Annotated in this window: 21 protein-coding genes; 6 read left to right on the plus strand and 15 right to left on the minus strand. The window is 41.3% G+C overall.

What is annotated here, in order from left to right:
- Window positions 1-74: 74 nt before the first annotated feature.
- The 4 genes from trxA to AC6JAD_RS03945 form a co-directional block, all read right to left on the minus strand.
- A complete protein-coding gene (gene trxA, locus AC6JAD_RS03930) occupies window positions 75-395 on the minus strand; it encodes a thioredoxin (RefSeq protein ID WP_461302449.1) in 321 nt (106 codons plus the stop codon).
- A gap of 321 nt (window positions 396-716) precedes the next feature.
- On the minus strand, window positions 717-1,415 hold the full coding sequence (locus tag AC6JAD_RS03935) for a T9SS type A sorting domain-containing protein (protein WP_461302448.1): 699 nt from the start codon (window positions 1,413-1,415) through the stop codon (window positions 717-719).
- Window positions 1,416-1,491: 76 nt separating this feature from the next.
- On the minus strand, window positions 1,492-5,844 hold the full coding sequence (gene dnaE, locus AC6JAD_RS03940) for a DNA polymerase III subunit alpha (protein ID WP_461302447.1): 4,353 nt from the start codon (window positions 5,842-5,844) through the stop codon (window positions 1,492-1,494).
- 135 nt (window positions 5,845-5,979) lie between these two features.
- Window positions 5,980-6,792 carry a DUF6252 domain-containing protein gene (locus tag AC6JAD_RS03945; RefSeq protein WP_461302446.1) on the minus strand — a complete coding sequence of 271 codons (813 nt, stop codon included), beginning with the start codon at window positions 6,790-6,792 and terminating at the stop codon, window positions 5,980-5,982.
- 130 nt (window positions 6,793-6,922) lie between these two features.
- Between AC6JAD_RS03945 and AC6JAD_RS03950 the strand changes: the two genes are divergently transcribed.
- The 3 genes from AC6JAD_RS03950 to AC6JAD_RS03960 are packed head-to-tail and all read left to right on the plus strand — an operon-like array spanning window position 6,923 to window position 8,782.
- Window positions 6,923-7,534, plus strand: a complete 612-nt coding sequence (locus AC6JAD_RS03950) for a 30S ribosomal protein S16 (protein ID WP_461302445.1) — start codon at window positions 6,923-6,925, stop codon at window positions 7,532-7,534.
- Between the two features lie 10 nt (window positions 7,535-7,544).
- Complete coding sequence (rimM, locus tag AC6JAD_RS03955; RefSeq protein ID WP_461302444.1) at window positions 7,545-8,069, plus strand: ribosome maturation factor RimM; 525 nt, start codon at window positions 7,545-7,547, stop codon at window positions 8,067-8,069.
- Window positions 8,069-8,782 (plus strand): tRNA1(Val) (adenine(37)-N6)-methyltransferase, encoded by a 714-nt coding sequence (locus tag AC6JAD_RS03960; protein ID WP_461302443.1) that lies wholly within the window; start codon window positions 8,069-8,071, stop codon window positions 8,780-8,782. The genes rimM and AC6JAD_RS03960 overlap by 1 nt, the downstream gene beginning before the upstream one ends.
- On the opposite strand, the gene AC6JAD_RS03965 is transcribed toward AC6JAD_RS03960, so the two are convergent.
- Window positions 8,783-9,661, minus strand: a complete 879-nt coding sequence (locus AC6JAD_RS03965) for a dimethylarginine dimethylaminohydrolase family protein (protein ID WP_461302442.1) — start codon at window positions 9,659-9,661, stop codon at window positions 8,783-8,785. It lies immediately after the preceding gene.
- A gap of 3 nt (window positions 9,662-9,664) precedes the next feature.
- Window positions 9,665-10,969 carry an amino acid permease gene (locus tag AC6JAD_RS03970; protein ID WP_461302441.1) on the minus strand — a complete coding sequence of 435 codons (1,305 nt, stop codon included), beginning with the start codon at window positions 10,967-10,969 and terminating at the stop codon, window positions 9,665-9,667.
- 80 nt (window positions 10,970-11,049) lie between these two features.
- On the opposite strand from AC6JAD_RS03970, the gene AC6JAD_RS03975 reads away from it, so the two are divergent.
- From AC6JAD_RS03975 to AC6JAD_RS03985, 3 genes are all read left to right on the plus strand, one after another.
- Window positions 11,050-12,132, plus strand: a complete 1,083-nt coding sequence (locus AC6JAD_RS03975; RefSeq protein WP_461302440.1) for an aromatic ring-hydroxylating oxygenase subunit alpha — start codon at window positions 11,050-11,052, stop codon at window positions 12,130-12,132.
- Between the two features lie 85 nt (window positions 12,133-12,217).
- Window positions 12,218-13,396: an acyl-CoA dehydrogenase family protein gene (locus AC6JAD_RS03980; protein ID WP_461302439.1), complete on the plus strand. Its 1,179-nt coding sequence runs from the start codon at window positions 12,218-12,220 to the stop codon at window positions 13,394-13,396.
- Between the two features lie 95 nt (window positions 13,397-13,491).
- Window positions 13,492-14,388 carry a metallophosphoesterase family protein gene (locus AC6JAD_RS03985; protein ID WP_461302438.1) on the plus strand — a complete coding sequence of 299 codons (897 nt, stop codon included), beginning with the start codon at window positions 13,492-13,494 and terminating at the stop codon, window positions 14,386-14,388.
- On the opposite strand, the gene AC6JAD_RS03990 is transcribed toward AC6JAD_RS03985, so the two are convergent.
- From AC6JAD_RS03990 to AC6JAD_RS04030, 9 genes are all read right to left on the minus strand, one after another.
- Window positions 14,381-15,268, minus strand: coding sequence for a GIN domain-containing protein (locus tag AC6JAD_RS03990; RefSeq protein ID WP_461302437.1), 888 nt, complete (start codon window positions 15,266-15,268; stop codon window positions 14,381-14,383). The two genes, AC6JAD_RS03985 and AC6JAD_RS03990, sit on opposite strands and share 8 nt — an antisense overlap.
- 11 nt (window positions 15,269-15,279) lie before the next feature.
- Window positions 15,280-15,774 (minus strand): DoxX family protein, encoded by a 495-nt coding sequence (locus AC6JAD_RS03995; protein WP_461302436.1) that lies wholly within the window; start codon window positions 15,772-15,774, stop codon window positions 15,280-15,282.
- Window positions 15,775-15,888: 114 nt separating this feature from the next.
- Entirely contained in the window at window positions 15,889-17,082 is a 1,194-nt protein-coding gene (locus tag AC6JAD_RS04000; protein WP_497866035.1) for a helix-turn-helix domain-containing protein, read from the minus strand.
- A 62-nt stretch (window positions 17,083-17,144) separates the two neighbouring features.
- A complete protein-coding gene (locus tag AC6JAD_RS04005; RefSeq protein WP_461302434.1) occupies window positions 17,145-18,278 on the minus strand; it encodes a tetratricopeptide repeat protein in 1,134 nt (377 codons plus the stop codon).
- 57 nt (window positions 18,279-18,335) lie between these two features.
- Window positions 18,336-18,665, minus strand: coding sequence for a 2Fe-2S iron-sulfur cluster-binding family protein (locus AC6JAD_RS04010; protein ID WP_461302433.1), 330 nt, complete (start codon window positions 18,663-18,665; stop codon window positions 18,336-18,338).
- Between the two features lie 17 nt (window positions 18,666-18,682).
- Window positions 18,683-19,735: an NAD(P)/FAD-dependent oxidoreductase gene (locus AC6JAD_RS04015; protein WP_461302432.1), complete on the minus strand. Its 1,053-nt coding sequence runs from the start codon at window positions 19,733-19,735 to the stop codon at window positions 18,683-18,685.
- Window positions 19,736-19,800: 65 nt separating this feature from the next.
- Window positions 19,801-20,043, minus strand: coding sequence for a NifU family protein (locus AC6JAD_RS04020; protein WP_461302431.1), 243 nt, complete (start codon window positions 20,041-20,043; stop codon window positions 19,801-19,803).
- A gap of 4 nt (window positions 20,044-20,047) precedes the next feature.
- The gene (locus AC6JAD_RS04025; RefSeq protein ID WP_461302430.1) at window positions 20,048-21,184 is read right to left on the minus strand and encodes an Mrp/NBP35 family ATP-binding protein; all 1,137 of its coding nucleotides are present in this window, start codon (window positions 21,182-21,184) and stop codon (window positions 20,048-20,050) included.
- A gap of 175 nt (window positions 21,185-21,359) precedes the next feature.
- Window positions 21,360-23,567 carry an autotransporter outer membrane beta-barrel domain-containing protein gene (locus tag AC6JAD_RS04030; protein WP_461302429.1) on the minus strand — a complete coding sequence of 736 codons (2,208 nt, stop codon included), beginning with the start codon at window positions 23,565-23,567 and terminating at the stop codon, window positions 21,360-21,362.
- Window positions 23,568-23,570: the final 3 nt, after the last annotated feature.

Here is a 23,570-nt window from a genome sequence, read left to right on the forward strand (position 1 = left end):
GCTCGACCTGACAGCTTACTAAAATAAGAAAAGGCTCCCAATAGAGAGCCTTTATTAAAACTATTTTTGCATTTCTAGTTTAAAAGTGAATCCAAAGCTTCGGCATACACATTTTTAGGAGCCACCCCTACTTGACGGCCTACTAATTCTCCTTTGTTGAAAACCAAAACCGTGGGTATGTTACGTACTCCAAACTTAGCAGCAAATTCCTGGTTCGCATCTACATCTACTTTCCCTACTACTGCTTTCCCTTCGTATTCGTTGCTTAATTCATCGATTACAGGTCCTACCATGCGACAAGGCCCACACCAAGCAGCCCAAAAGTCTACCATTACAGGTTTGTCACTATTTAATACAGTTTCTTCAAATGTTGCGTCCGTTATTTCTAAAGCCATTGTTTTATTATTTAAATGTTACGCAAAAGTAGTCAAATTTTATTCCAAAACTTACAGCCAAAGTATAGCTTTGACTAATTGGCAGATTGTTTTTTTCTATAGTGCGGGCCCTCTTGCGCCTAAGCTCACACTGCGGCACAAGCGACCGGGCTGTACGCTGTATCTTTCGCTTAGGTTTGGGCACCCAACCTTAGCAAAAGGATGCCGCTTCCATCCCTGCCCGGGGATCGAAGCCATTTTCAAAACGTGTAGCGCCCCTTAAAACGTCTGCCAAACCAAGGGCAACCATGTTCTGTGAAACTTTAAAAGTCAAGGGACTGTTTACTTTTTAATGAATTTTAGGGTGGTCTGCCTTCCCGTATCAGCCGTAACTTCTAGAAAGTAAATGCCCGCGGACAAAGAAGAAACATCAATGGAATTATCGGTATTCACATGTTTCAGAACCTGTTGACCTGTGACGCTATATACCGCTAGCGTCTGTATTTGAAATTGCTCTGTGCTAATTTGTATTGTATCAGAAGACGGATTGGGATACAGGGCAATGCTATTGTTCAGGGAATAATCTTCCGAAGAAAGTGGATAGTTTCTTAGGACCGCAAACCCCAAAGCATCGTTCTCCAAATACAGGGTAAGTCCCTGACTATCAGACACCAGATTATACCACAGGTCACTGACTAGAAACCTGAAATATGCATCTTCAAAAAATTCATGCATTTGAAAATCGCAATCATCGTTAGTCCGGACGGAATCTATATACCGGATTGTCTGCCACTCTACATCGAACTCGTAGGTCGCATCAGAGGTATTACACGCCCCTTCTGCATGCATCTCAAACGCTTCCGTAATTGTTAAAGTGGGCGATGGGCTAATACGCGGATTTATTTCAGAAACCACATACCTATATCCCTTATAAATTTCCGTGACTTCATACAAATACCATGTCCCAAATAATTCAGGATCTTGCGCATAGGTGTTCAGCGAAACCAGCCCCATTATTAAAAGGAGTATTCGTTTTTTCATCACGTAAATTTTTGATCTGTACTAAAATTACTAAAAAAAGTAGACTCTTTCCCCTTAAATGGGACGGGGTGGTTGGTTAATTCAGTTTGTAGGTAACCTTCTGTTCCTTTAGTTCGTCCAGCAACTCTTTGCTTATGGCAACCTTGGTCTTGCGGCTTGGCATATTCAATTTCACCTTATCCTTTACATCATACATGGTAAAATGCAACTGCTTGTCCCCCTTGTGGGTACGGAAAAGATCTTTTAATAGCGCTATGCGTTTTTCGGCCAATTCATCTATCTTCATCTGTATCGTCAACTTTCGGGCCTGTTGTTCCATAACATCATGTAACATGATAAAATGATTGTACTGCATACGGGGATCTCCTTTTTTCCCAGTATCTCGGTTTACCCAACCTTCCTTTACAAATACGCGTGCATAAATAAAGGAATTAGGCACTAAAAAGTGGCGCCACTTTAGGTATTCCTCTCCAAAAATCTTGAACTCATAACTATCGTCATAATCCTCAACTGTAAAAATCGCCCAGCCTTTGCCTTGCTTACTTTCTCTATGCTGCACATCGGTCACGATACCCCCAAAGCAAACTTCCCGATTTACAAAGCGTTCCATTTCATGAAAATCGGACACCTTTACATTGCAAAAATTGTCAATTTCGGTTTTAAAGTCGTCCAAAGGATGACCCGAAATATAGATCCCAACCACTTCTTTTTCCTGTTTCAGTTTTTTCATGGTTCCCCATTCTTCACATGGCGGAACCTGTGGTTCGGGAATCTGTACCTCACTAGCATCTCCAAATAAACTCACCTGACTGGAATTCTGGCTTTCCTGATATTTAGCTGCATACCGCAATACCTTTTCAAAAAACAACACACCATCCCCTTCATCATGCATATACTGTGCTCTATGGGTTCCAAAGCTATCGAACCCACCGGCCAGGACTAAATTTTCGAAAGCCTTTTTATTGGCTGCCCTTAAATCGATGCGTTTTGCCAGATCAAAAATAGACCTGTACTTGCCCTCATCCCGATGCTCTACTATAGTGGCCACGGCATTGCCTCCAACACCTTTAATGGCCCCCATCCCAAATCGAACGGCACCCTGATCATTAACGGTAAACTTATAGAACGATTCATTCACATCTGGACCTAACACATCCAGTCCCATCCTCTTGCATTCTTCCATAAAGAAAGTTACCTGCTTTATATCGCTCATATTATTGGAAAGTACAGCCGCCATATATTCTGCTGGGTAATGGGCTTTTAGATAGGCTGTCTGATAGGCAATCCATGCGTAACAGGTAGAATGCGATTTATTAAAGGCATAACTAGCGAATGCTTCCCAATCCTTCCAGATTTTTTCGAGCACGTCTGCAGGATGACCATTCTTTTCCGCTTGCTCAATGAACTTTGGCTTCATCTTATCCAACACGGCCTTTTGTTTTTTACCCATGGCCTTTCGCAACACATCGGCTTCACCCTTGGTAAAATTTGCCAACTTCTGCGATAGTAACATCACCTGCTCCTGATAAACCGTAATACCGTAGGTTTCCTTCAGGTACTCTTCCATCGCCGGGAGGTCATAAGAGATCTCTTCTTCCCCGTGCTTCCTTCTAATAAAACTTGGAATATACTCCATGGGACCGGGACGGTACAGGGCATTCATGGCAATGAGGTCGGCAAAAACAGTAGGTTTTAAATCCTTCATGTGTTTCTGCATCCCAGGCGATTCGTACTGGAATATACCTACGGTTTCCCCTCTCTGGAAAAGCTCATAGGTCTTTTCATCGTCTAGCGGAAAGTTATCGGGATCTAATTTTACCCCATGTTTGTGCCAAACAATCTTTACGGTATCCTTTATTAGGGTCAAGGTTTTCAATCCCAAGAAATCCATCTTCAACAGCCCGGCACTTTCTACCACGGAGTTATCGAATTGGGTCACATACAGATCGGAATCTTTTGCTGTGGCTACCGGAACAAAATTGGTAATATCATCTGGGGTAATGATCACCCCACAGGCATGAATTCCCGTATTACGAACAGAGCCTTCCAATACCTTCGCCTGATTTATAGTTTCAGACTCCAAATCGCTTCCTTCAGAAAGATTCAGTAATTCGTTCACCTTGGGTAGCTCATCACTCCTAAACTTACTACGCAATGTTTTATCATCCATTGCAAAAATCTTGTTCAGCTTGGTCATGTTAGGAATGAGCTTCGCAATACGATCTGCATCGTTCAACGGTAAATCAAGCACCCTAGCAGTATCGCGAATGGAAGACTTTGCAGCCATTGTTCCATAGGTGATAATTTGGGCCACTTGGTTCTTCCCATATTTATTGATCACATAGTCCATAACCTTACCCCTGCCTTCATCATCAAAATCGATATCGATATCGGGCATGCTCACACGATCAGGATTCAAGAACCTCTCAAATAGGAGGTCATATTTTATGGGATCAATATTGGTAATTCCTAAACAATAAGCAACGGCACTCCCTGCTGCAGAACCCCTTCCGGGACCCACGGACACACCCATATTCCTAGCCTCCCTAATGAAGTCTTCGGTAATAAGGAAATACCCGGGATAACCTGTATTTCGAATAACATCCAGCTCGAAATCCAGACGTTCCTTAATTTCATCGGTAAGTTCGCCGTAGCGTTCCTTGGCTCCTTCATAGGTTAAGTGGCGCAAAAACTTATTCTCTCCCCTTTTTCCACCGTCTGTTTCGTCTTCGGCTACTTTAAATTCATTCGGAATATCAAACTTGGGCAAGAGCACATCCCTTGCCAATGAAAAGGGCTCCACCTTATCTATGATTTCTGATATATTGGCAACAGCCTCCGGAAGATCGCGGAACAGCTTTTTAATTTCTTCCTGACTCTTGAAATAGTATTCCTGATTGGGCAAGCCATAGCGATAACCGCGACCCCTTCCTATGGGAGTGGCTTGTTTTTCGCCATCCTTCACACATAACAAAATGTCATGTGCATTGGCATCTTCTTTTGCAATGTAATACGTGTTATTGCAGGCAACCAATTTAATGCCATGCTTTTTCGAAAATTCAACTAAGGTTGTATTTACCCTTTGTTCATCTTCCTGATTGTGGCGCATGATTTCAATATAGAGATCGTCCCCAAAAGTCTCCTTCCACCACAACAAAGCTTCTTCTGCTTGTTTTTCACCAATGTTTAGGACCTTGGAAGGCACTTCGCCATAAAGGCTTCCAGTAAGCACGATAATATCTTCCTTATACGTTTCAATTACTTTTTTATCAATACGCGGAACATAATAAAATCCTTTGGTATAGGCTATCGATGCCATTTTGGCCAAGTTGTGGTATCCGTTCTTATTCTTGGCCAGCATCACAACCTGATACCCATTATCCTTTACGGATCTGTTTTCATGATCTTCGCACACGAAAAACTCGCACCCTACTATGGCTTTTAGCGCTTTATCCTGCTCACCTTCTTCTAACGACCTGTTGTAATCGTTTACTGCTTTGGTGAAATGGAACGCACCCATCATATTACCACTATCAGTCAATGCCACCGCTGGCATACCATCGGCAATGGCTGCATTTACAAGGTCCTTAGTGGATGAGGTTGACTGGAGAATAGAAAACTGGGAATGGTTATGTAAATGCGCAAAAGGAAGTTCTTCCAGTACTGCAATGTTCTCCTCAATTTCTTCGGAAGAGATTTCCTCAGTTTCAGTTTCCGATTCCAGTGCCTTTCTAATCTCCTCGGAAGCGGCCTTTAAGTTGATGTGCTTAAGCCCAATGAACTTAATGGGCTGAGGATTTTCCCTAGAAAATTCTTCAAAATAACTTGGTGCTACATCCAGTTCTTCTTCCGTAAATATCCGTCTGCGAACCAATTCGAGAAAACAACGGGTGGTTGCCTCTACATCGGCGGTTGCATTGTGCGCTTCGGCAAATGGGGCATCGAATAGAAACTGATGCAATTCTGTTAGGGTGGGTAATTTAAATTTTCCACCACGTCCTCCAGGAATCTGGCAGAGTTGTGCAGTGGTTTCGGTACAGGTATCCAATACCAGCATATCGGGCATTGGGTTATCCATTCCCAATCGGTAAAACTCACATCCCATGATGTTCACGTCGAACCCAACATTTTGCCCTACGATGAATTTCGCTTTGGCAAGCGCTTCAGCAAAGCGAATGGAGGCCTCTTCCAGTGGTATTCCCTGTTCACGCGCCAGATCGGTAGATATTCCATGAATACGTTCACTATCGTAAGGAATATCGAAACCATCCGGTTGTATCAAATAGTCCTCATGCGATACAACCTTCCCCATCTCGTCATGCAATTGCCATGCGATCTGGATACATCTTGGCCAGTTATCGGTATCGGTTACCGGGGCATTGAAGTTTTTAGGCAACCCTGTGGTTTCTGTATCGAAAATTAAATACATAAAGACTTATCGTGAATGGAGTAAAAGTAAGAAATCTGACCCTTATACCCTTCCGAAAGTTGTACACAAAACACGATCAGTTATAAACAAAAAAAGCCAGGCAAAAACCTGGCTTTTTTCAATTGCTTTAAGTGTTTAATAGTCTACCCTAGTGTTTCCTTCCGTAATTTGTTTACCGCTTTCGGTAACAAAAGAGAAAAATACACGTGCTTTTCGGGTAGCAGTATCATTAAAATTAATAGATATGAGTCCTGAAACTGCAGGGTCCTCTACTCCATTATCCACATAGGCAGCATAAAAGCCGTCCATAGGATAGGTATAGTTCCCAGACACACCGTCTGATGGAATTGAAATTTTAATGGATTTGCCTTCTTTAAGTCCATCTATACGAATAGAACCACTGGCAAGGTCTGCATTTACGCTGTTCGCTTCAAAAGATACGCCATCGACAACACCAACCATCACACCATCGGAAACCGTGGGTATATCTGAAGGCAATTGTCCTTCCAGAAAGGAAACTTTAAAAAAGAAGCCCTTATTTACTGAAATAGTATCTACACCCTCTTGTATGGCTGAGAAATTAAAACTTCCAGTAAGCCAGCCACAGGAGATACAACGATCTGTAAGGATTATTTCTCCAGACCCATAGGGCGATGTCGTATACGTATTACCTAAGCCATCTTCGTAGGTTGCATAACTTGCATTGCCCTCACCCAATGGATAGGTTAAAAGTTGTCCGCTTCGTAAATGAAGGGTTAATGTCTCATTTTGGGTTATACCTTGAATGGTATACGTCCCATCTTCGTTTTGTTTTGCCCGAACATCAGTTGCTTTGTAGAAAAAATCTTCCATCTGACCTTGAAGAGCGGGGCTGTTGTCTTCGGTACTTTCACAGGCTGTCATAAAACAAACTGCTACTAATAATCCTAGTAGAATTAGTCTTCTCATGGTAATTTGCATAAATAGGTTGCAACAAATATAAAATAAAAGTTCGATCTACCTAATTTTAAAGCAAAATAATAGTACATTTGCGCACTCAAATTAAAACCGGGGTCGTGTACCCCAAAAATTAATTATTATGCCTGTAAAGATTAGATTACAAAGACACGGTAAGAAAGGAAAACCTTTTTACTGGATCGTAGCGGCAGACAGTCGCTCAAAAAGAGATGGTAAGTACTTAGAGAAATTAGGAACTTACAATCCGAACGTTAACCCAGCGGAAATCAACCTTAATTTAGATGGTACCGTACAATGGCTTCAAAATGGAGCTCAACCTACGGACACAGCAAGAGCTATCCTTTCATACAAAGGAGCTATGTTGAAGAAACATCTTGCAGAAGGAGTGAGAAAAGGTGCTTTAACCGAAGAACAAGCTGACGAAAAATTCAATGCTTGGTTGGAAGAGAAAGCAAAAGCGGTTGACAACAAAAAAGGAAAATTAGCAGACGCCAAAGCAAAAGCGAAAGCGGATGCATTGGAAGCTGAAAAAGCTGTTAATGAAGCTAGAATCGCTGCCAGTGTTCCACAACCAGAAGTGGAAGAAGGTGCTGAAAATGCCGTAGAAGGTGCTGAAGCAGCTGTTGAAGCGGCAGAAGCGACCCCAGCGGCAGAAGGAGCAGAAGCAGCTGCGACCGAGGGTGCTGAAGCAGCAGCCGAAAGCGCTGAAGGAACTGCCAAAGAAGAGGAGTAATTTCCTTGCGATGCAAAAGAAGGATTGTTTCTTCGTTGGCAAAGTCGTAAAAAAATACAGTTTTAAGGGCGAGGTATTGGTAAAATTAGATACCGACGATCCCGAACAATTTTTGAAAATGGAATCTGTTTTTGTTGAAACCAACAAAAATTTGATTCCATTTTTTATTGACCAACTGTCACTTCATAAAAGTTCGCTTCTTCGGATTAGGTTCGAAGAGGTAGACACCGAAGCAGATGCGGATGCTTTATTGGGAAAGGAACTCTACCTGCCACTAGCCCTTCTGCCTGCACTTACCGGAAATAAATTCTATTACCACGAAATTATCGGGTTTACTGCCATTGATGTTCGATTTGGCGAATTGGGAACGATTAAAGCAGTAAACGACTCCACGGCACAACATCTTTTGGAAATTGACCACCAGGGCACTGAAGTTCTTATCCCCATTAATGATGACATTATTAAAAAGGTAGATCGCACCAAGAAAGAGATCATCCTAGAAGCTCCAGATGGACTCATCGAACTCTATCTGTAATGAACGCACCTTTTCAATTCAAGGAATTTACCGTACATCAGGACAGATGCGCTATGAAAATTGGCACGGACGGGGTGTTATTGGGTGCATGGGCTTCATTGCACCACTCCCCCAATAGCGCTTTGGATATCGGGGCCGGGACTGGCGTTATTGCATTACAATTGGCACAGCGAAGTAACTCGGAAACTATTGATGCCATAGAAATTGACGACGACGCCTACGAACAATGTTCAGAAAATTTTGAGAACTCCCCTTGGAGCAATCGCCTCTTTTGTTACCACGCCTCGGTTCAGGAATTCGCTAGTGAGATAGATGACACCTATGACTTAATTATCTCCAATCCTCCATTTTATTCCGAAGACTTTAAAAGTGATGACACCTCCAGGAATTCGGCGCGATTCGTAGATTCCTTGCCATTTCAGCACTTGATCGTTTGTGTCGCACACTTATTGGCTAAAGAAGGTCGTTTCGCACTAATATTGCCTAGAAAGGAAGAAGAGGCATTTATAGCATTGGCAAAAGAACACCATCTATTCCTAAACAGACTATGCCGTGTTAAAGGCAGTCCCAATGCTGAAGAAAAAAGAAGCCTTATGGAGTTTTCATTCCATGAAAAAGAGGTAATTCCGGAACAACTAATTATTGAAACAAGTAGGCATCAATACACCCCGGAATACATAGAACTGGTGAAGGATTTTTATCTAAAGATGTAATCAATTCCCTCTTAACATGGGACGTGTTAGACAAGTAGGGCCTCCTCCACCCATGACGCTAATATGTTCCCCTCGATATACGGAAACCTTACAACCTGCCTCCAGCATAGCTTTTTGCGTTCTTGGGTTACCCTCGACCATAATGCATCTCCTCGGTGCTACCGCTAGGACATTGCAACCCATAGATTCGAATTCTTCTTCCGGAACCTCAATTAGCTTAAAACCACGCCCAATTAATTCGTTTCTAAAAGCAATAGGCATGAGTGGAGAATACACCACTGCCAAATCCTTGTCCACTGGGCTCAATATGGACATTAAATGAAACACATCTTCTGTTCCCTTATAATGCGGCAATTCTGCCACTAACACTTCAATTCCTTTAGGTTCAAGCATATTTTTCAATTGGGCAATACCCTCATAATTTGTTCGGTAGGTATGACCAACGGCCAGCGTCTTTTCATCCAACCACGCTACATCCCCACCTTCCAGGGTTCCAGGGGCTGTTATTTCCCCAAGAATTGGAATATTCTGCCTAACATATGCCTGCTTTTGTGAGTTAGGCTCATTTCTTCTTCCCTTCTTTCCCATATTGCATATTATCATTCCAAAATCCGTAGCAATGGACGCATCCCTGCAATAGATGGAATCGATCATCAATTTGTCATCTTTGTCAAAATGCTTGATTTGCACCCCAGATCGAAGCAATATGTCTTCAAAAATTGAATATTCCCCTTGCGCTTTGACATAGTCTGGCTTTGATAGGTAATTTAATGGCTTCCATTGTTCGGCCAGAATATTATCGGAAACAAATGCGTGTTCCACGGGTTTGATAAAAACCGTTTTGAGCGTTAAATATTCTGAATGATGTGTTTCTTTCATGAATTAAGGTTTGCGGTTCCATTTCATGAAAACATAAAGTGGAACTCCCGACAATAGTAATAAAAAACCATAAAAAACCGTATCACTTCCAGAGCCATAAACGGCCCACATGGCATAGACAAATGCAAGTGAGGAAAGTATTATCGTATTGAGCCTCCCCTTTGTTTGCATTTTTGAGTCAATTTTTACCAATGCATAGGAAGCTGCGGTAAATATGTATGGGATTAAGCAGCACAAAGTTGTGAGCAGCACCATAAATTCAAACTGCTTTACCAGTGCTTCAGTATAGTTCATGAGCATTACAAAAGATGACAATACACTTCCTATCAACAATCCCATAATGGGAGTGCCCTTCTTATTTTCGTTTTTAAACACTTTGGGAAAGAGTTTATCCTTAGCAGTTGCCATGGGAATTTGACCCATCACCAAAATCCAACCATTCAACGCTCCTATGGCAGCGATTGCCGCACCTCCAGCTACAAAATAGCCAGCAGCATCGCCTCCAATTAATTTGGCTGCTTCAGCAAAGGGAGCCGGAGAATTCATGAGGTCATTTACCGGAAGTAACCCAAACAATACCACCGTACCAAAAATATAGACTAAGGTCGTAATAATGGTCCCAAGCATTGTCGCTTTGGGGATCGTTTTTTCTGGTTCGTTTACATTAGCTGCTGGAATGGTTGCACTCTCAAGGCCTAAGAACGCAAATAAGGTTAGCGTGGCAACCACAGAAAGTGTATCAAAAGTGCTATCATCAGATTCGTTGAACGCAGGGAAATTGGAACTATCGAAAAAGAACATACCTACAATAATCACAAATAGCAGGGGTAATAACTTCAAGATGGTCGTTACTACTTGTATTTTTCCCGATTCTTTTATTCCAAGGGAGTTCAGCCAAGTAAAAAGCCAAATAAAGCCAAGACCAAGACTAATGGAATAGACGGGATTTGTCTCTAGAACAGGGAAAAAGAAACTCAAAGCACTAACAATGGCAATGGCAATGGCTCCATTGGTAATCCAGACGGACACCCAATATCCCCAGGCAACCAGAAATCCGATAAAATCGCCAAAACCTGCTTTGGCATATGCATATGGGCCCCCACTTTTATTGACAATAATCTTACTGAAGTTGCTAAATACCTTGGCAAGTACCAAGGACCCAGCAGCTGTAAAAATCCAACCCAATAAACTAATGCTACCATAAGAAGCCAGTGCTGCCGGCAAGACAAAAATGCCCGAACCGATCATATTACCGACAACCAATGAGGTGGTAATAATAAGTCCGATTTTTTGTGGCTCTTTGCCCATAGTCTCTGAATTTTTAGGACTTACGTATTAATTACTTACATTTAAGGAATGCTAAATATACACTTATTAGCTCTATCCATATGAAATTCCAAATTCATCCAGATATCGCAAAAGCAGAGACACTTCCCGCCTCCTTTTATAGGGATCAGGAGGTTTTTGATGCTATAAAGGAGAAAATATTCCTGAAGTCATGGCAATGGATTGGTGATGAGAATTTGGTTAGGCTACCTCAATCGGTTCACCCTTTTGTTCTTCTTGAAAATTACCTAACCGAGCCCCTTCTTCTTACGCGAAATGAAGACGATGCTATTAGTTGCCTTACCAATGTATGTACACATAGAGGAAATCTGGTTGCCTTGCATCCCGGAAAGTCCAAAAGGCTTATCTGCATGTACCACGGAAGGCGTTTTGATTTGAATGGAAAATTTGAAAGCATGCCCGAGTTTGATGAAGCGGAAGATTTTCCTAGACCCTGCGATCATCTGCATAAATTTCCTTTGGAAAAATGGGGGCCACTTCTATTTGTAGGCTTGAATACGGACATTGATTTTTCTTTGATCATTGCCAAAATGAAAGAGCGCGTGGGATTTTTACCATTGGAAGAGTTTTCATTTAATGAAGTCCTATCAAAGGATTTTCTAGTACACGCTCATTGGGCATTGTATTGCGATAATTATTTGGAAGGATTTCACATACCTTTCGTACATGAAGACTTGAACAAGGCACTGGATTATGGAAGTTATACCACCGAGGTATACGAATATTGCAACCTTCAAATTGGATACACCGATGAGGCTACCGAAGTATTCGATTTACCCGAAGGCCATATAGACTATGGAAAGAACGTAGCGGCCTATTACTATTGGGTCTTCCCTAATATGATGTTCAATTTTTATCCTTGGGGACTCTCCATTAATGTGGTAAAACCCATTGATATTTCCCGAACCAAAGTCTCATTTATCTCCTATGTATACGATCCATCAAAATTGGACAATGGGGCAGGAAGTGCACTCGAAAAAGTAGAACGGGAAGATGAATTTGTGGTCGAAAATGTACAAAAAGGAGTGAATTCCACTTTTTACAAGGCTGGACGGTTTTCTCCCACACGTGAAAAAGGAGTACATCATTTTCATCGTCTGCTGGCAGATTTCCTGAACAAATAATTTATAATTTCTTCAAATATTTCGTTCTAATTAAATGAGTTATTCGTCTGCAATAATTAAATTTGACAACCAAAAATTTATATAGATGAAGCCCGACTTATTTGAAGCACCAGATTACTACTTTCTGGACGATCTTTTAACCGAAGAACATAAGCTAATTCGTGATGCTGCCCGAGCTTGGGTAAAGCGTGATGTATCCCCCATTATTGAGGATGCTGCCCAAAAAGCAGAGTTTCCAAAATCCATTATTCCAGGATTGGCGGAAATTGGTGCATTTGGCCCATATATTCCTGCCGAATATGGAGGAGCCGGATTAGATCAGATTTCCTACGGATTGATCATGCAGGAGATAGAAAGAGGAGATAGTGGGGTACGATCTACGGCCTCCGTACAATCTTCTTTGGTAATGTATCCTATTTGGAAATACGGAAATGAAGCGCAACGCAACAAATACCTACCTAAGTTAGCCACCGGTGAATGGATGGGTTCCTTTGGTTTAACAGAGCCAGATTTTGGAAGTAACCCAGGTGGAATGGTAACCAATTTCAAGGACATGGGTGATCATTACCTACTGAATGGGGCGAAGCTTTGGATTTCCAATTCCCCTTTCTGTGATGTAGCCATTGTTTGGGCAAAAAATGAGGAAGGTAGAATTCACGGTTTGGTTGTAGAACGTGGTATGGAAGGATTCAGTACTCCCGAAACCCACAACAAATGGTCCCTTCGTGCAAGTGCCACAGGAGAGTTGATCTTTCAAGATGTAAAGGTTCCTAAGGAAAACCTATTGCCCAATAAATCTGGATTGGGAGCACCTCTTGGTTGTTTGGATTCGGCCCGTTTCGGTATTGCATGGGGAGCAATTGGTGCTGCCATGGATTGCTACGATACGGCTTTGCGCTATGCAAAAGAACGTGTACAATTTGGTAAGCCCATTGCAGCATTCCAGCTTCAACAGAAGAAACTAGCCGAAATGATAACCGAAATTACAAAGGCACAATTATTGGCGTTCCGTTTGGGGCAGTTAAAAAATGAAGGTCGTGCGACTTCGGCACAGATCTCTATGGCCAAGCGAAACAACGTGGACATGGCGATTAAAATAGCCCGTGAAGCCAGACAAATTCTAGGTGGAATGGGAATTACCGGCGAATATAGTATCATGCGCCATATGATGAACCTTGAAAGTGTAATTACCTACGAAGGAACTCATGATATTCACTTATTGATTACTGGATTGGATATTACTGGACACAGTGCGTTCAAATAACCACTGGTTACTAAAACAATAGAAGGTCCCTTTTCGGGGCCTTTTTTATTCCCGCAATTTCTGAAAGACATATCGTATATTTAAACAAAAAATTCATGTCTTCAAGAAAAAGGATATCCAAAGCTTATAAAACTGCCCCTCGGATTTCTTTTAATGACCATTCAAAATTTATCATTTTCAGTGATTGCCATCGCGGAGATAACAGTTTTGCCGATGACTTTGCCAATAACCGAAATATCTATTTCCATGCCCTTCAACATTATTATAACGAAGGATTTACCTACTGTGAATTAGGTGATGGTGATGAATTATGGGAGAACATCGATTTCAAATCAATTTTGGAGGCGCACAAGAATGTGTTCGAGCTCATGCAACGATTCTTTGAGGAAAACCGCCTCTTCCGTTTATTGGGAAATCATGATATGGTGTATAAGAATCAGAATTATGTAAAGAAGCATCTGTATACCTATTTTAATAAGGTCACAGGAAAGGAAGATCCCCTGTTTCCTAATATTACCTTTAGTGAAGGTCTGGTATTACAGCATGAAGAAACCAAACAAGAGCTCTTCATGCTACACGGACACCAAGCCGATTGGATGAACTATCATGGATGGAAGTTTAACCGATTTATGGTTCGTGCCCTATGGCGTCAACTGCAGGTATTTGGTATTGGTGATCCTACGAGTCCGGCAAAGAATTATAGGGAACTTATTAAGGTGGAAAAAAGGTTGAAACGATGGATCATAGAAAACGACAACCTTATTACCATAGCGGGACATACCCATAGGCCCCGTTTCCCAGAGCCTCATGAAATTCCTTTATTTAATGATGGTAGCTGTGTCCATCCCCGAAGTATTACGGGTATGGAAATTGAAAATGGTGCCATCTCATTGATCAAATGGCAAATTGCCACGACCCAAGACGGCACCTTAAGAGTGATTCGGAAATTATTGGAAGGCCCCGAGAAGTTATCCGATTATCAAGTTAGTTAAACAATTCTACGGTTGCACCTTCATCGCTTTCAGTAATGGTTACCAACAACTTTCGGATTCCCAATTTCGATTTTTTGTACACTTTTGTACCAATGGTCCAGCGTTCCTTTCGGGTAGCTCCTGGCATCATAGGAAACCCATAACTAAATGTACTCCCATCCTTCTTGGGTCCTACAACTACAAAATTGTGGCGATTCCAAGAGTTGTTCTTTATTTTAAACGTTATATATTCTGCCGACTCAAAGTTAAATTCATTCGACTTACCCTGCGCCCTTTTGGTATCCCCTTTTATGGTTTTTGGTTCTCCTAGCACCTCCAGTGTGGCACTGGAACTCAATTTACTTTCTAAAACTTCGGAAGCATTCACAGTTGCTTTGCCCCTTCCCCAAATATTCACGTTAACAGTACTTGCTTTAAGCTGGGATGCATCTATTATTCCGTTTTCTATCCCAAGGGATATATGGTTCACCTTGCCCTTGGCAACAATACTACCCATTAATGCCATTAGGTTAAGATCCTCGGAAAATACATTTTCTATGTAGACTGTTTCATGCACTCCGACCTGAAGCCTTTTTAAATTAGGTGCACCGATGGAGATTTTAATATCCTGCGAGGGTTGTATCCAATCTAACTGTGTCAGCTTTAGTTTGCCATCAACCACTTCGGTATCAATTAACGGAATGAGGTTGCTATCTCCAGTTATGGTTACGTACTCTGAAGATGCCGACATATCTATGAAAACCTTGGCATACAATTCCATTTCCAAATTCACTAGGTTTTCTTCGGTGAGGATGGTCACCGTGGTCATGTTTTTATTTCCCTTGATCTGGGCTATCCCTGTTGTCGCAACAAGAAATAGCAATACGAATAGTCTGTTCATTTTTTTTGTTTTTAAGATTTCTTGAAAGTGAATTTTGAAATAAGATAGTCGCCACCAAAGCGCCCGGAGCCCAAATACAGATGGTATACGGAAATCCAAAGAAATCCAAAGGCCGGCAACATCCCCCAAGTTCCCTGTCCCCATTTCTGAAAAATGATAGCTACCAACATGGTACACATAATTAGAAAGGCAAATACCCTCGTTTTTAATCCCAATGCTAAAAACAATCCTCCAACGGCTTCACTAAAAGCTCCCATCCAAGCAAAGAAAACGGGAAATGCTTCGAAGAGGCCACCATAAGCTGCCACATCCTGTGGAAACCAATCGACTACTTGAAAAAGGGAGAGATTCTTATCATCTGGGGTCCAGGGCATCCCGAATTTACTGGCCCCAAAATCGATTGCGAGGAGCATACCGCAAATAAAGCGCATAACCGCAAAGACCAAATCGGCCGCCCAATGTTTTTGAAGTGTAGGTTTAATAATTCTGTAGACTAAATTTTTCATCGTTCTTGTTTTTTTGGTTCAACGGTTCAAAATTGAAAAACAAGCACGAATCCTGCGCTTCAAATAGTCTAGAGAGGTCTCAAATACGATTTGAGCCGTCCCAAAAGGTGCTTTTTACAGGGAAGAAAGGTATTGTGTGGGAGATTGTTGGGTAAGCTTTTTGAATACCCTATTGAAGGTTGCTTTGGAGTTGAAACCGCATTCAAAGGCAATTCCCAATAAGGAAAGTTGACGGTGTTTCCCATCTGCCAGCTTTTCCTTGAAAGCCTCTACGCGATACTGATTCACAAAATCATTGAAGTTCTTACCAAAACCTACATTAATCACTTCAGAAAGTTCGGCCCTATTCATGGAAAGCGCTTCCGATAGATTTAACAGATTGAGCTCAGGGTTTAGGTACGGCTTTTCTTCTGTGAAATACTGGGTTACTTTGGACACCTTGCCACTTAGGTCATCATTATTTTTCTTCGTTCTATCCGAGGTTTGGGCATCCTGTGCCATTAGTTGTTGGCTTCCATTGAATTGAAGCCCTTTTAATCTCCCCGTATCTGTAAAATATCCTTTTACACCTATATAAATAATCGCCAAGGCATTGAAAAAGTGAAGCCACCATTTCTGGGTCCAACTTAATTCGGAAATAGCCATATTTACTATGGTCTGCCCTAAATCATACAAAAAAAGCGCAGCATATATAAATAAAAAATTCCGCATCCAATTCAATTCCAAACTGAAGGCATTAGAAAAGAATTGCTGAATATTCCGCCTATACTGATAAAAAAGTTGAAAAGTAAAAGCTAGGTATAATAACATTTGCGAATAGAGCAAGAGACTATGGAAAGGGTCGATATACTTCCATTGAAAGTTCACCACCAAGGGGCCATTCTGTGTTTCGGAGAACCCTGGTTGTTGCGCATCATAAATCAAAACGATCATTTTCAGTACAAAGTAGATCCCCCATGGGATAAAATGCCAGATATCCTTCTTTTGGAACTTAAAATCTGAAACAGTAATACTCTTCACATAGAAATACAGTAAGGGTGCAAATACCAACCCCATATTTATGAGATAGTAGTTTATTTTGGTGTTTCTGTAAGTGTCATACCAATCCATAAAACCTATGGTATAGGTTGTGCGGTGGTAACAGGTAATCAACAGGATAGTAGCCAATAACAGGTCGGATATGTTCTTTTTTGAAAAGTATCTAGAAAATAATAGCGCGGCAAAAACCAATCCTTGTAACACTAATATTAGTAAAGGTGTGCTATACAGGTTAAAGCTTGGAAAGGTGAGTGGAATTTGGATTAGCATTCCTTAAAAATAGGAAATATAAGAGGATAAATTAGAAAGTTTTTCAACAGGTGTTTAGGAAGTTATATTTCTTCATCCTGTTTTCGTGCGGCTTCGAAAGAAGAGACGTTCGGGTTTTTTCTTTTCCACTCCCGTTTATCTAATTCCTGTCCTACCAATCGTTTCTGAATGGTATGAATTTCCTTGGTCATTTTTACAATCTTACGTTGGCGAAATACCAGAATGACAAGTATAATAGCCACAAAAGAGACCAAGATATAAATGATGTTTTGGTACTTGGTTCTCTGCATGACAAGAGCCAATTGCTCCTTGTTTTCCTGTAGCTCCAAATTAAGTCTCAACTTCTCTATTTCATTTATCTCTTTCGCTGTATTTAGACTATCGCTATAAATTCGAAACTTCCGTTCATTCTTGTGTGCAGACTTAAAATCATCTAGTTCGACATATATTTTTGCTAGTAGCTCACTAGACTCTGCAATATATCTTGTGTCTCCCTCCCCTTCAGATATTTGTAAAGCCTTTTCACCTTCCATCCTGGCCAATTCCATATCGCCCAAAGCATATAATGTTCTTCCATAGAACAGATGTACTGTGGCAGGGTCAAAATCTCCGGTGGAAATGATCTCAATTGCCTTTTCAAGATTCAGTTTAGCCCCTTGAAGATCCCCTTTCTTATAAAGGGACTCCCCAATATTCATATAATCTATTGCGACACTATTTAAATCTCCCTGTTCTTCGGCAATAGTCAGGGCTTCTTTGTAATATCGAATAGCAGTATCGTATTCAAACAACTCGAAATAACAACCTCCAATGTTGTTCAATACATTTCCCAAGGGGCCTGTTAATCCCAATCTTTCAATTACTTCTTTAGATTTTTCGTAGTAGGAAATTGCAGTTGAGTAATCGTTTATGGAGTTATGAATAATCCCTAAATTGAATAGGGTATTGGCTTGCATTTTCTCTAAGTTATATTGCTTAGCTAACAGAAAAGCTTTTTCGGTATAGTAAAATGCACTATCGAAATAAACCTGCTTATTATTATACCGTACACCTATATTGGTAAGAACACGAACCCTATCCTCCTGAGACAAGTCCTCATTTAACCTTTTTTGCAGGCTATCGATCATAGCATCTTGCCCCCACAATGGAAAGAAGGTCACCGCAAAAAGCAACAATAGAATGAGGCGGGAGGCCATAATAACATAGTTAGTTGGTTCCCAAATATATCAATTTTAAACTTTTGTAAGAAAAATCTACTCTTCTGGAGCAAGTTGGACTTCCAATCCATGTAGTTCCGGATGAATATGGAGCTGGCAACCCAAACGGCTATTGTCCTCAACAAAAAAGGCTTCGGCCAACATGGCTTCTTCATCATCGCTTCTTTCCGGTAACTCATGTTCACTGAGCACATAACATTGACAGGATGCACACATGGCCATGCCTCCGCAAATTCCTATGGTTCCTTCTGGCGCCAATTCATATGAGCGAATGACCTCCATAAGATTCATATTCATATCGGTTGGCGCTAGCACTTCATGCTTGGTTCCCTCCCTATCTGTAATATGTATGGTGATATCTTTCAAGAATGCTTCGTCCTTTATTATTCAATAGCCTTCACAACAGCCTTTGGAGCCTCTTTTTTGGAACCATCGAAACCTTCTACTCCGCCCACGGTTGTATATTTCATGACATATCTCTTATCTGGATAGATTCGTTGGTAGGCGCTTTGGCACATTAGCGTAGCTTCATGAAAGCCACAAAGTATAAGTTTTAGTTTTCCAGGATAGGTGTTTACGTCACCAATGGCATATATTCCGGGAATATTCGTCTGATAATCCAATGAATTATCCACTTTAATTGCATTCTTTTCAATTTCCAAGCCCCAATCGGCAATGGGACCCAATTTGGGTGCTAAACCAAAAAGTGGAATAAAATGGTCGCATTCTAATGTTAAGGTATCTTCTCCTTTTTTAACCGCTACGCCTTCAACTCTATCCTTTCCTAAAATATCCTTTACCTCTGCTGGGGTAATGAGGGTTATTTTCCCTTGATCCTTTAATTCCTGCACTTTTTCCACAGAATCCAAGGCACCCCTAAATTCATTTCTTCTATGAATTAAAGTCACTTGTGAAGCAACATCGGTTAAAAATATACTCCAATCTAAGGCAGAGTCCCCACCTCCTGCAATAACAACCTTTTTATCCCTATATAATTCTGGGTCGCGAATAATATATTCTACACCATGATCCTCATATCGTGAAATCTCAGGTATAGGGGGTTTTCTTGGTTCAAAACTTCCCAAACCACCCGCTATGGCAACAATGGGTGCTTGGTGCTGTGTTCCTTTGTTGGTGGTAACTATAAAGCTGCCGTCTTCTTGTTTTTCGATTGTTTCGGCCCGCTCACCTAGGGTAAATCCTGGCTGAAACGGCTCAATCTGTTTCATCAAATTATCGACCAAATCACCGGCTAGAATCTCAGGAAATGCAGGGATATCGTAAATTGGTTTCTTGGGATAAATCTCGGCGCATTGGCCTCCAGGTTGAGGAAGGGCATCGATAAGATGACATTTCAATTTTAATAAACCAGCCTCAAAAACAGTGAATAATCCTGTGGGGCCAGCTCCAATTATAAGAATATCGGTTTTAATCATACCAATACGAGAATCAATTTAACGGCAAAAATATAGGGAATGTAATACACAAAATATGATCGTTATCAGCCTTCTACGTTGATCACCTGTTCTACTTGGGGAGCATGTTTTTTAATGGTCATTTCAACTCCGCTCTTGAGAGTCATTTGATTCACACTGCAACCTACACAGGCGCCTTGCAATTGTACTCTCACAATCTTACCGTCTTCAATAGACAGTAATGAAATGTCACCACCATCACTTTGCAGAAAAGGTCGTATTTCTTCAAGTGCAGTTTCTACTTTTTGAGTTAACTCGTCTTTACTCATAGTTTTATTTTACGGCACTACAGCCGGCCATAGTTGTAATTTTTATCGCCTCCGTCGGAGGTAGGTCGTCATTTCTTCGAACCGTTTCTTCTACCACCCTTTTTGTGACTGCTTCGAAAGCTTGTTCTATAGGTGTAGCAGTTTGCAAAGCTGCTGGATGACCTGCATCTCCTGCTTCACGAATACTCTGAACCAAGGGAATTTCTCCTAAAAAGGGAATTTCCAGATCTTCCGCTAAGTTATGCGCTCCTTCCTTTCCGAAAATATAATACTTATTATCGGGCAATTCGGCTGGTGTAAAGTAGGACATGTTCTCAATTACACCTAGCACGGGTACTTGAATGTTTTCTTGTTGAAACATGGCAACTCCTTTTCTGGCATCGGCCAAGGCAACAGTCTGGGGGGTACTTACAATTACCGCTCCGGTTATGGGAAGGGACTGCATGATACTTAAATGGATATCCCCTGTTCCTGGAGGTAAGTCTAGCAGCATAAAGTCAAGTTCGCCCCAGGCAGCATCAAAAATCAATTGATTCAGTGCTTTTGATGCCATTGGACCTCTCCAAATTACTGCCTGATTGGGCTTTGTAAAAAACCCAATGGAGAGAATTTTGACCCCATAGTTTTCTATTGGCTTCATTTTACTCTTTCCACCTTCATTAACTGATAAAGGTCGCTCATTGAACACATCGAACATGAGCGGCATACTAGGACCATAAATATCTGCATCCAAAACTCCGACCTTGAATCCCATTTTTGATAGGGTCACGGCCAAATTCGCAGTTACGGTAGATTTTCCGACTCCTCCCTTTCCTGAAGCTACGGCAATGATATTTTTGATTCCCGGAATGGGCTTCCCCTTAATTAAATTGGGGTTTTGGGTTTGAGGAGCGGCCTCCACTTTAATATTAACCTTCACATCGGCTTCCGGGGAAATGTGCTCTTTAATGGCATTAATGATGTCGGATTCTGCCCGCTTCTTAATATGCATGGCAGGAGTGCTCATCTTCAGATCCACGATCACCTCATTGGCGAAAGTAATCACGTTTTGAATAGCACCACTTTCTACCATATTTGCACCTTCTCCCGCCAAAGTGATGGTTTCTAGTGCTTTTAGTATTTCTTTTTTATTGAATTTCATCTAGTTCACAAAGCAATTATGTTGATATGTCTTTAATTAGACTTATTCTAAATGCAAAGATACGGTGTAGATTTGGTAATATAAAAAGGAACCATTGAAATGATTTATAGGGGTATAAAAGAAAGAGCCCATTCTAAAAGAATAGGCTCTTCAATATGTTTGTCTTCGCAAAGATCTAATTCATATCTATAACATCCATCTTGGATTCCATCTTCTGTAATCTTTCTGATAGATTTTCCAATGACTTCAATTTAGATTCCAATCGTTCTATACGAGTCTCTTGATCCTTCAAAATACGAACCCATTCCCCGCTTTTTAATCCCACAGAAACATTGATGATCGATTCTTCTTTGTTGGAAGCAGACCAGGCTTTTCCAATCACTCTTTTTAAGTGCTCAATTCCAATATCTTCTGGACTTACAGCCATTGCATACCCATCATTATTTCCGGAAGCGACGATATAATCTCCTATACGCACCTGTCCTTTTACCCTTGCAGGAACTTGACCCATGAACCCAACCTTTTCAAAATCATCTTTACGTGTTTCATCCGGCATATTTCCCAATACAATTGGTGCCATGGAAATGGTAAGTACATGATCTGCACCTTCTGTTATGCGTGAAATTTTCCCTCCTTTAATTCCTACTACTTCACCAATTCTAAAATCCTCCTCTGTATTCTCCTTTTCTAACCATTCGGCATAATCTGCACCAGTAGAACCATAAACGACACCTCCCTGTCCAGAGCCAATGCCGCTTGCTTCATAACTTTCAATTTTACCAGCTACATAATCGTTTTGCCCATAAAATGTGACAAAGCGGTTTTCTGAACCAAGTTGCGGAGTATCTATCTGAATAGCAATCCCATCGGCACCACCATTTCCGGTGTTTTCGAATGTCGCAATATGATTGCTGCTACTTCCACTAACGTTAAGACCGTCCAGTGTTAAATTATTATTTACGGTAAGCGTTCCATCAATAATTACATCATCCCCGAAGAACGCATCCTTAACAACATCCAGCGTTCCTTCTAAAGTGGTAGGCGATGAATTGGTAACGAAAACAGCATTATTGAAATCTGTACGACCGTCTACTTGAAGTGGACCGTTCAAAAATGATTCACTGCCATTGTTTACTTTTAATGTTCCTTCTAGCACTGTGGTGCCATCTACCTTAAGTGATTGAGAAATCGTTGCTTTTCCGAAGATATCGAAGTTACCTCCTACCGAACCTCCTTGGCCTACGGTTAAAAAGTCTGTTAAGTCAAGGTCTCCCGAGATAGCTACATCATCATTTATAGCAGTTTCGCCTTCAACGGTAAGTGTGCCTAAAAGGTTTGATTCTTGTGCCACGGTAAGATCGGTACTGAAATTACCCGGACCTGATACATTAAGTGCGTCCCCTACTTCCATGGTTCCTTCTACGGATGTATCCCCTAGGATAATTGAGTTGCCCAGAATAAGTTGCTCTCCATTAATTTGTTGATCCGTTACTATAGTCTGGTTTCCTTCCACCCTAGAGTCGCCTCCAATAATCTGACGTCCATTTACGGTCTGATCACCTCCAATACCTTGGCTTCCCACAACATTGGATCTACCGCCAATGGTTTGATTTCCTACTACTCTCAAGTTACTACCTGCATCTATATCGCCACCAATGGAAGCTCCTCCTCCTACAGCCAGTACATCTTCGATTACTGCATTTTTTCCCACTTCGAGCCTTCCGCTCAATATGGCAACGCTTTCGTTATTTACAAATAAGTTTCCATTAAGGTCGGTACGGCCATTTACCGTTAAATCATCTCCTGCCACGATATCCTCTCCAACATTCAAATCTTCGGTCACCGTTAGGTCTTCCCCAACGTTGAGATCGCCAGCAACATCCAATCCGCTATTGATGGTCGTCTGTCCTTCAATCACAAAATCACTATTAAAAGTGGCTATTCCCTGAACGGTTAAATCGCCATCTGCAATAATGTTTCTGTGATATGCCTGTGGAATAAACGTGAGTGTTTCCATACTTAGGAAAACAAAACCACGACCCATATCAAGCTCTACAGCAAGGTTACGTGGGGTTCCATCCCAATTTATTTGGTTAAAATCACTAATGGATGACGCAGTTCCCGATCCTATAAAAACATTTACCATTCCGTAAGGGTCTGTAGTGGTTTCCATAACCTCTTGGTACACCACGGAACCATCTTCGTTCAAAATGGTAAATCGCAAGGAAATATCAGCTTCTGCCAATACAGTTCCCGTGGTATCAGGCCCCGGGATTTGTTGCGCATCTGGATTAATAATAACGGCTTGATAATTTATTCCGTCTGTTTGAGCCTGCGCAGTGACTGCGAAAGCAAATGCAATTATAAATAGTATATTCTTCATCTT

It is taken from the genome of Aureisphaera sp., assembly GCF_059726885.1.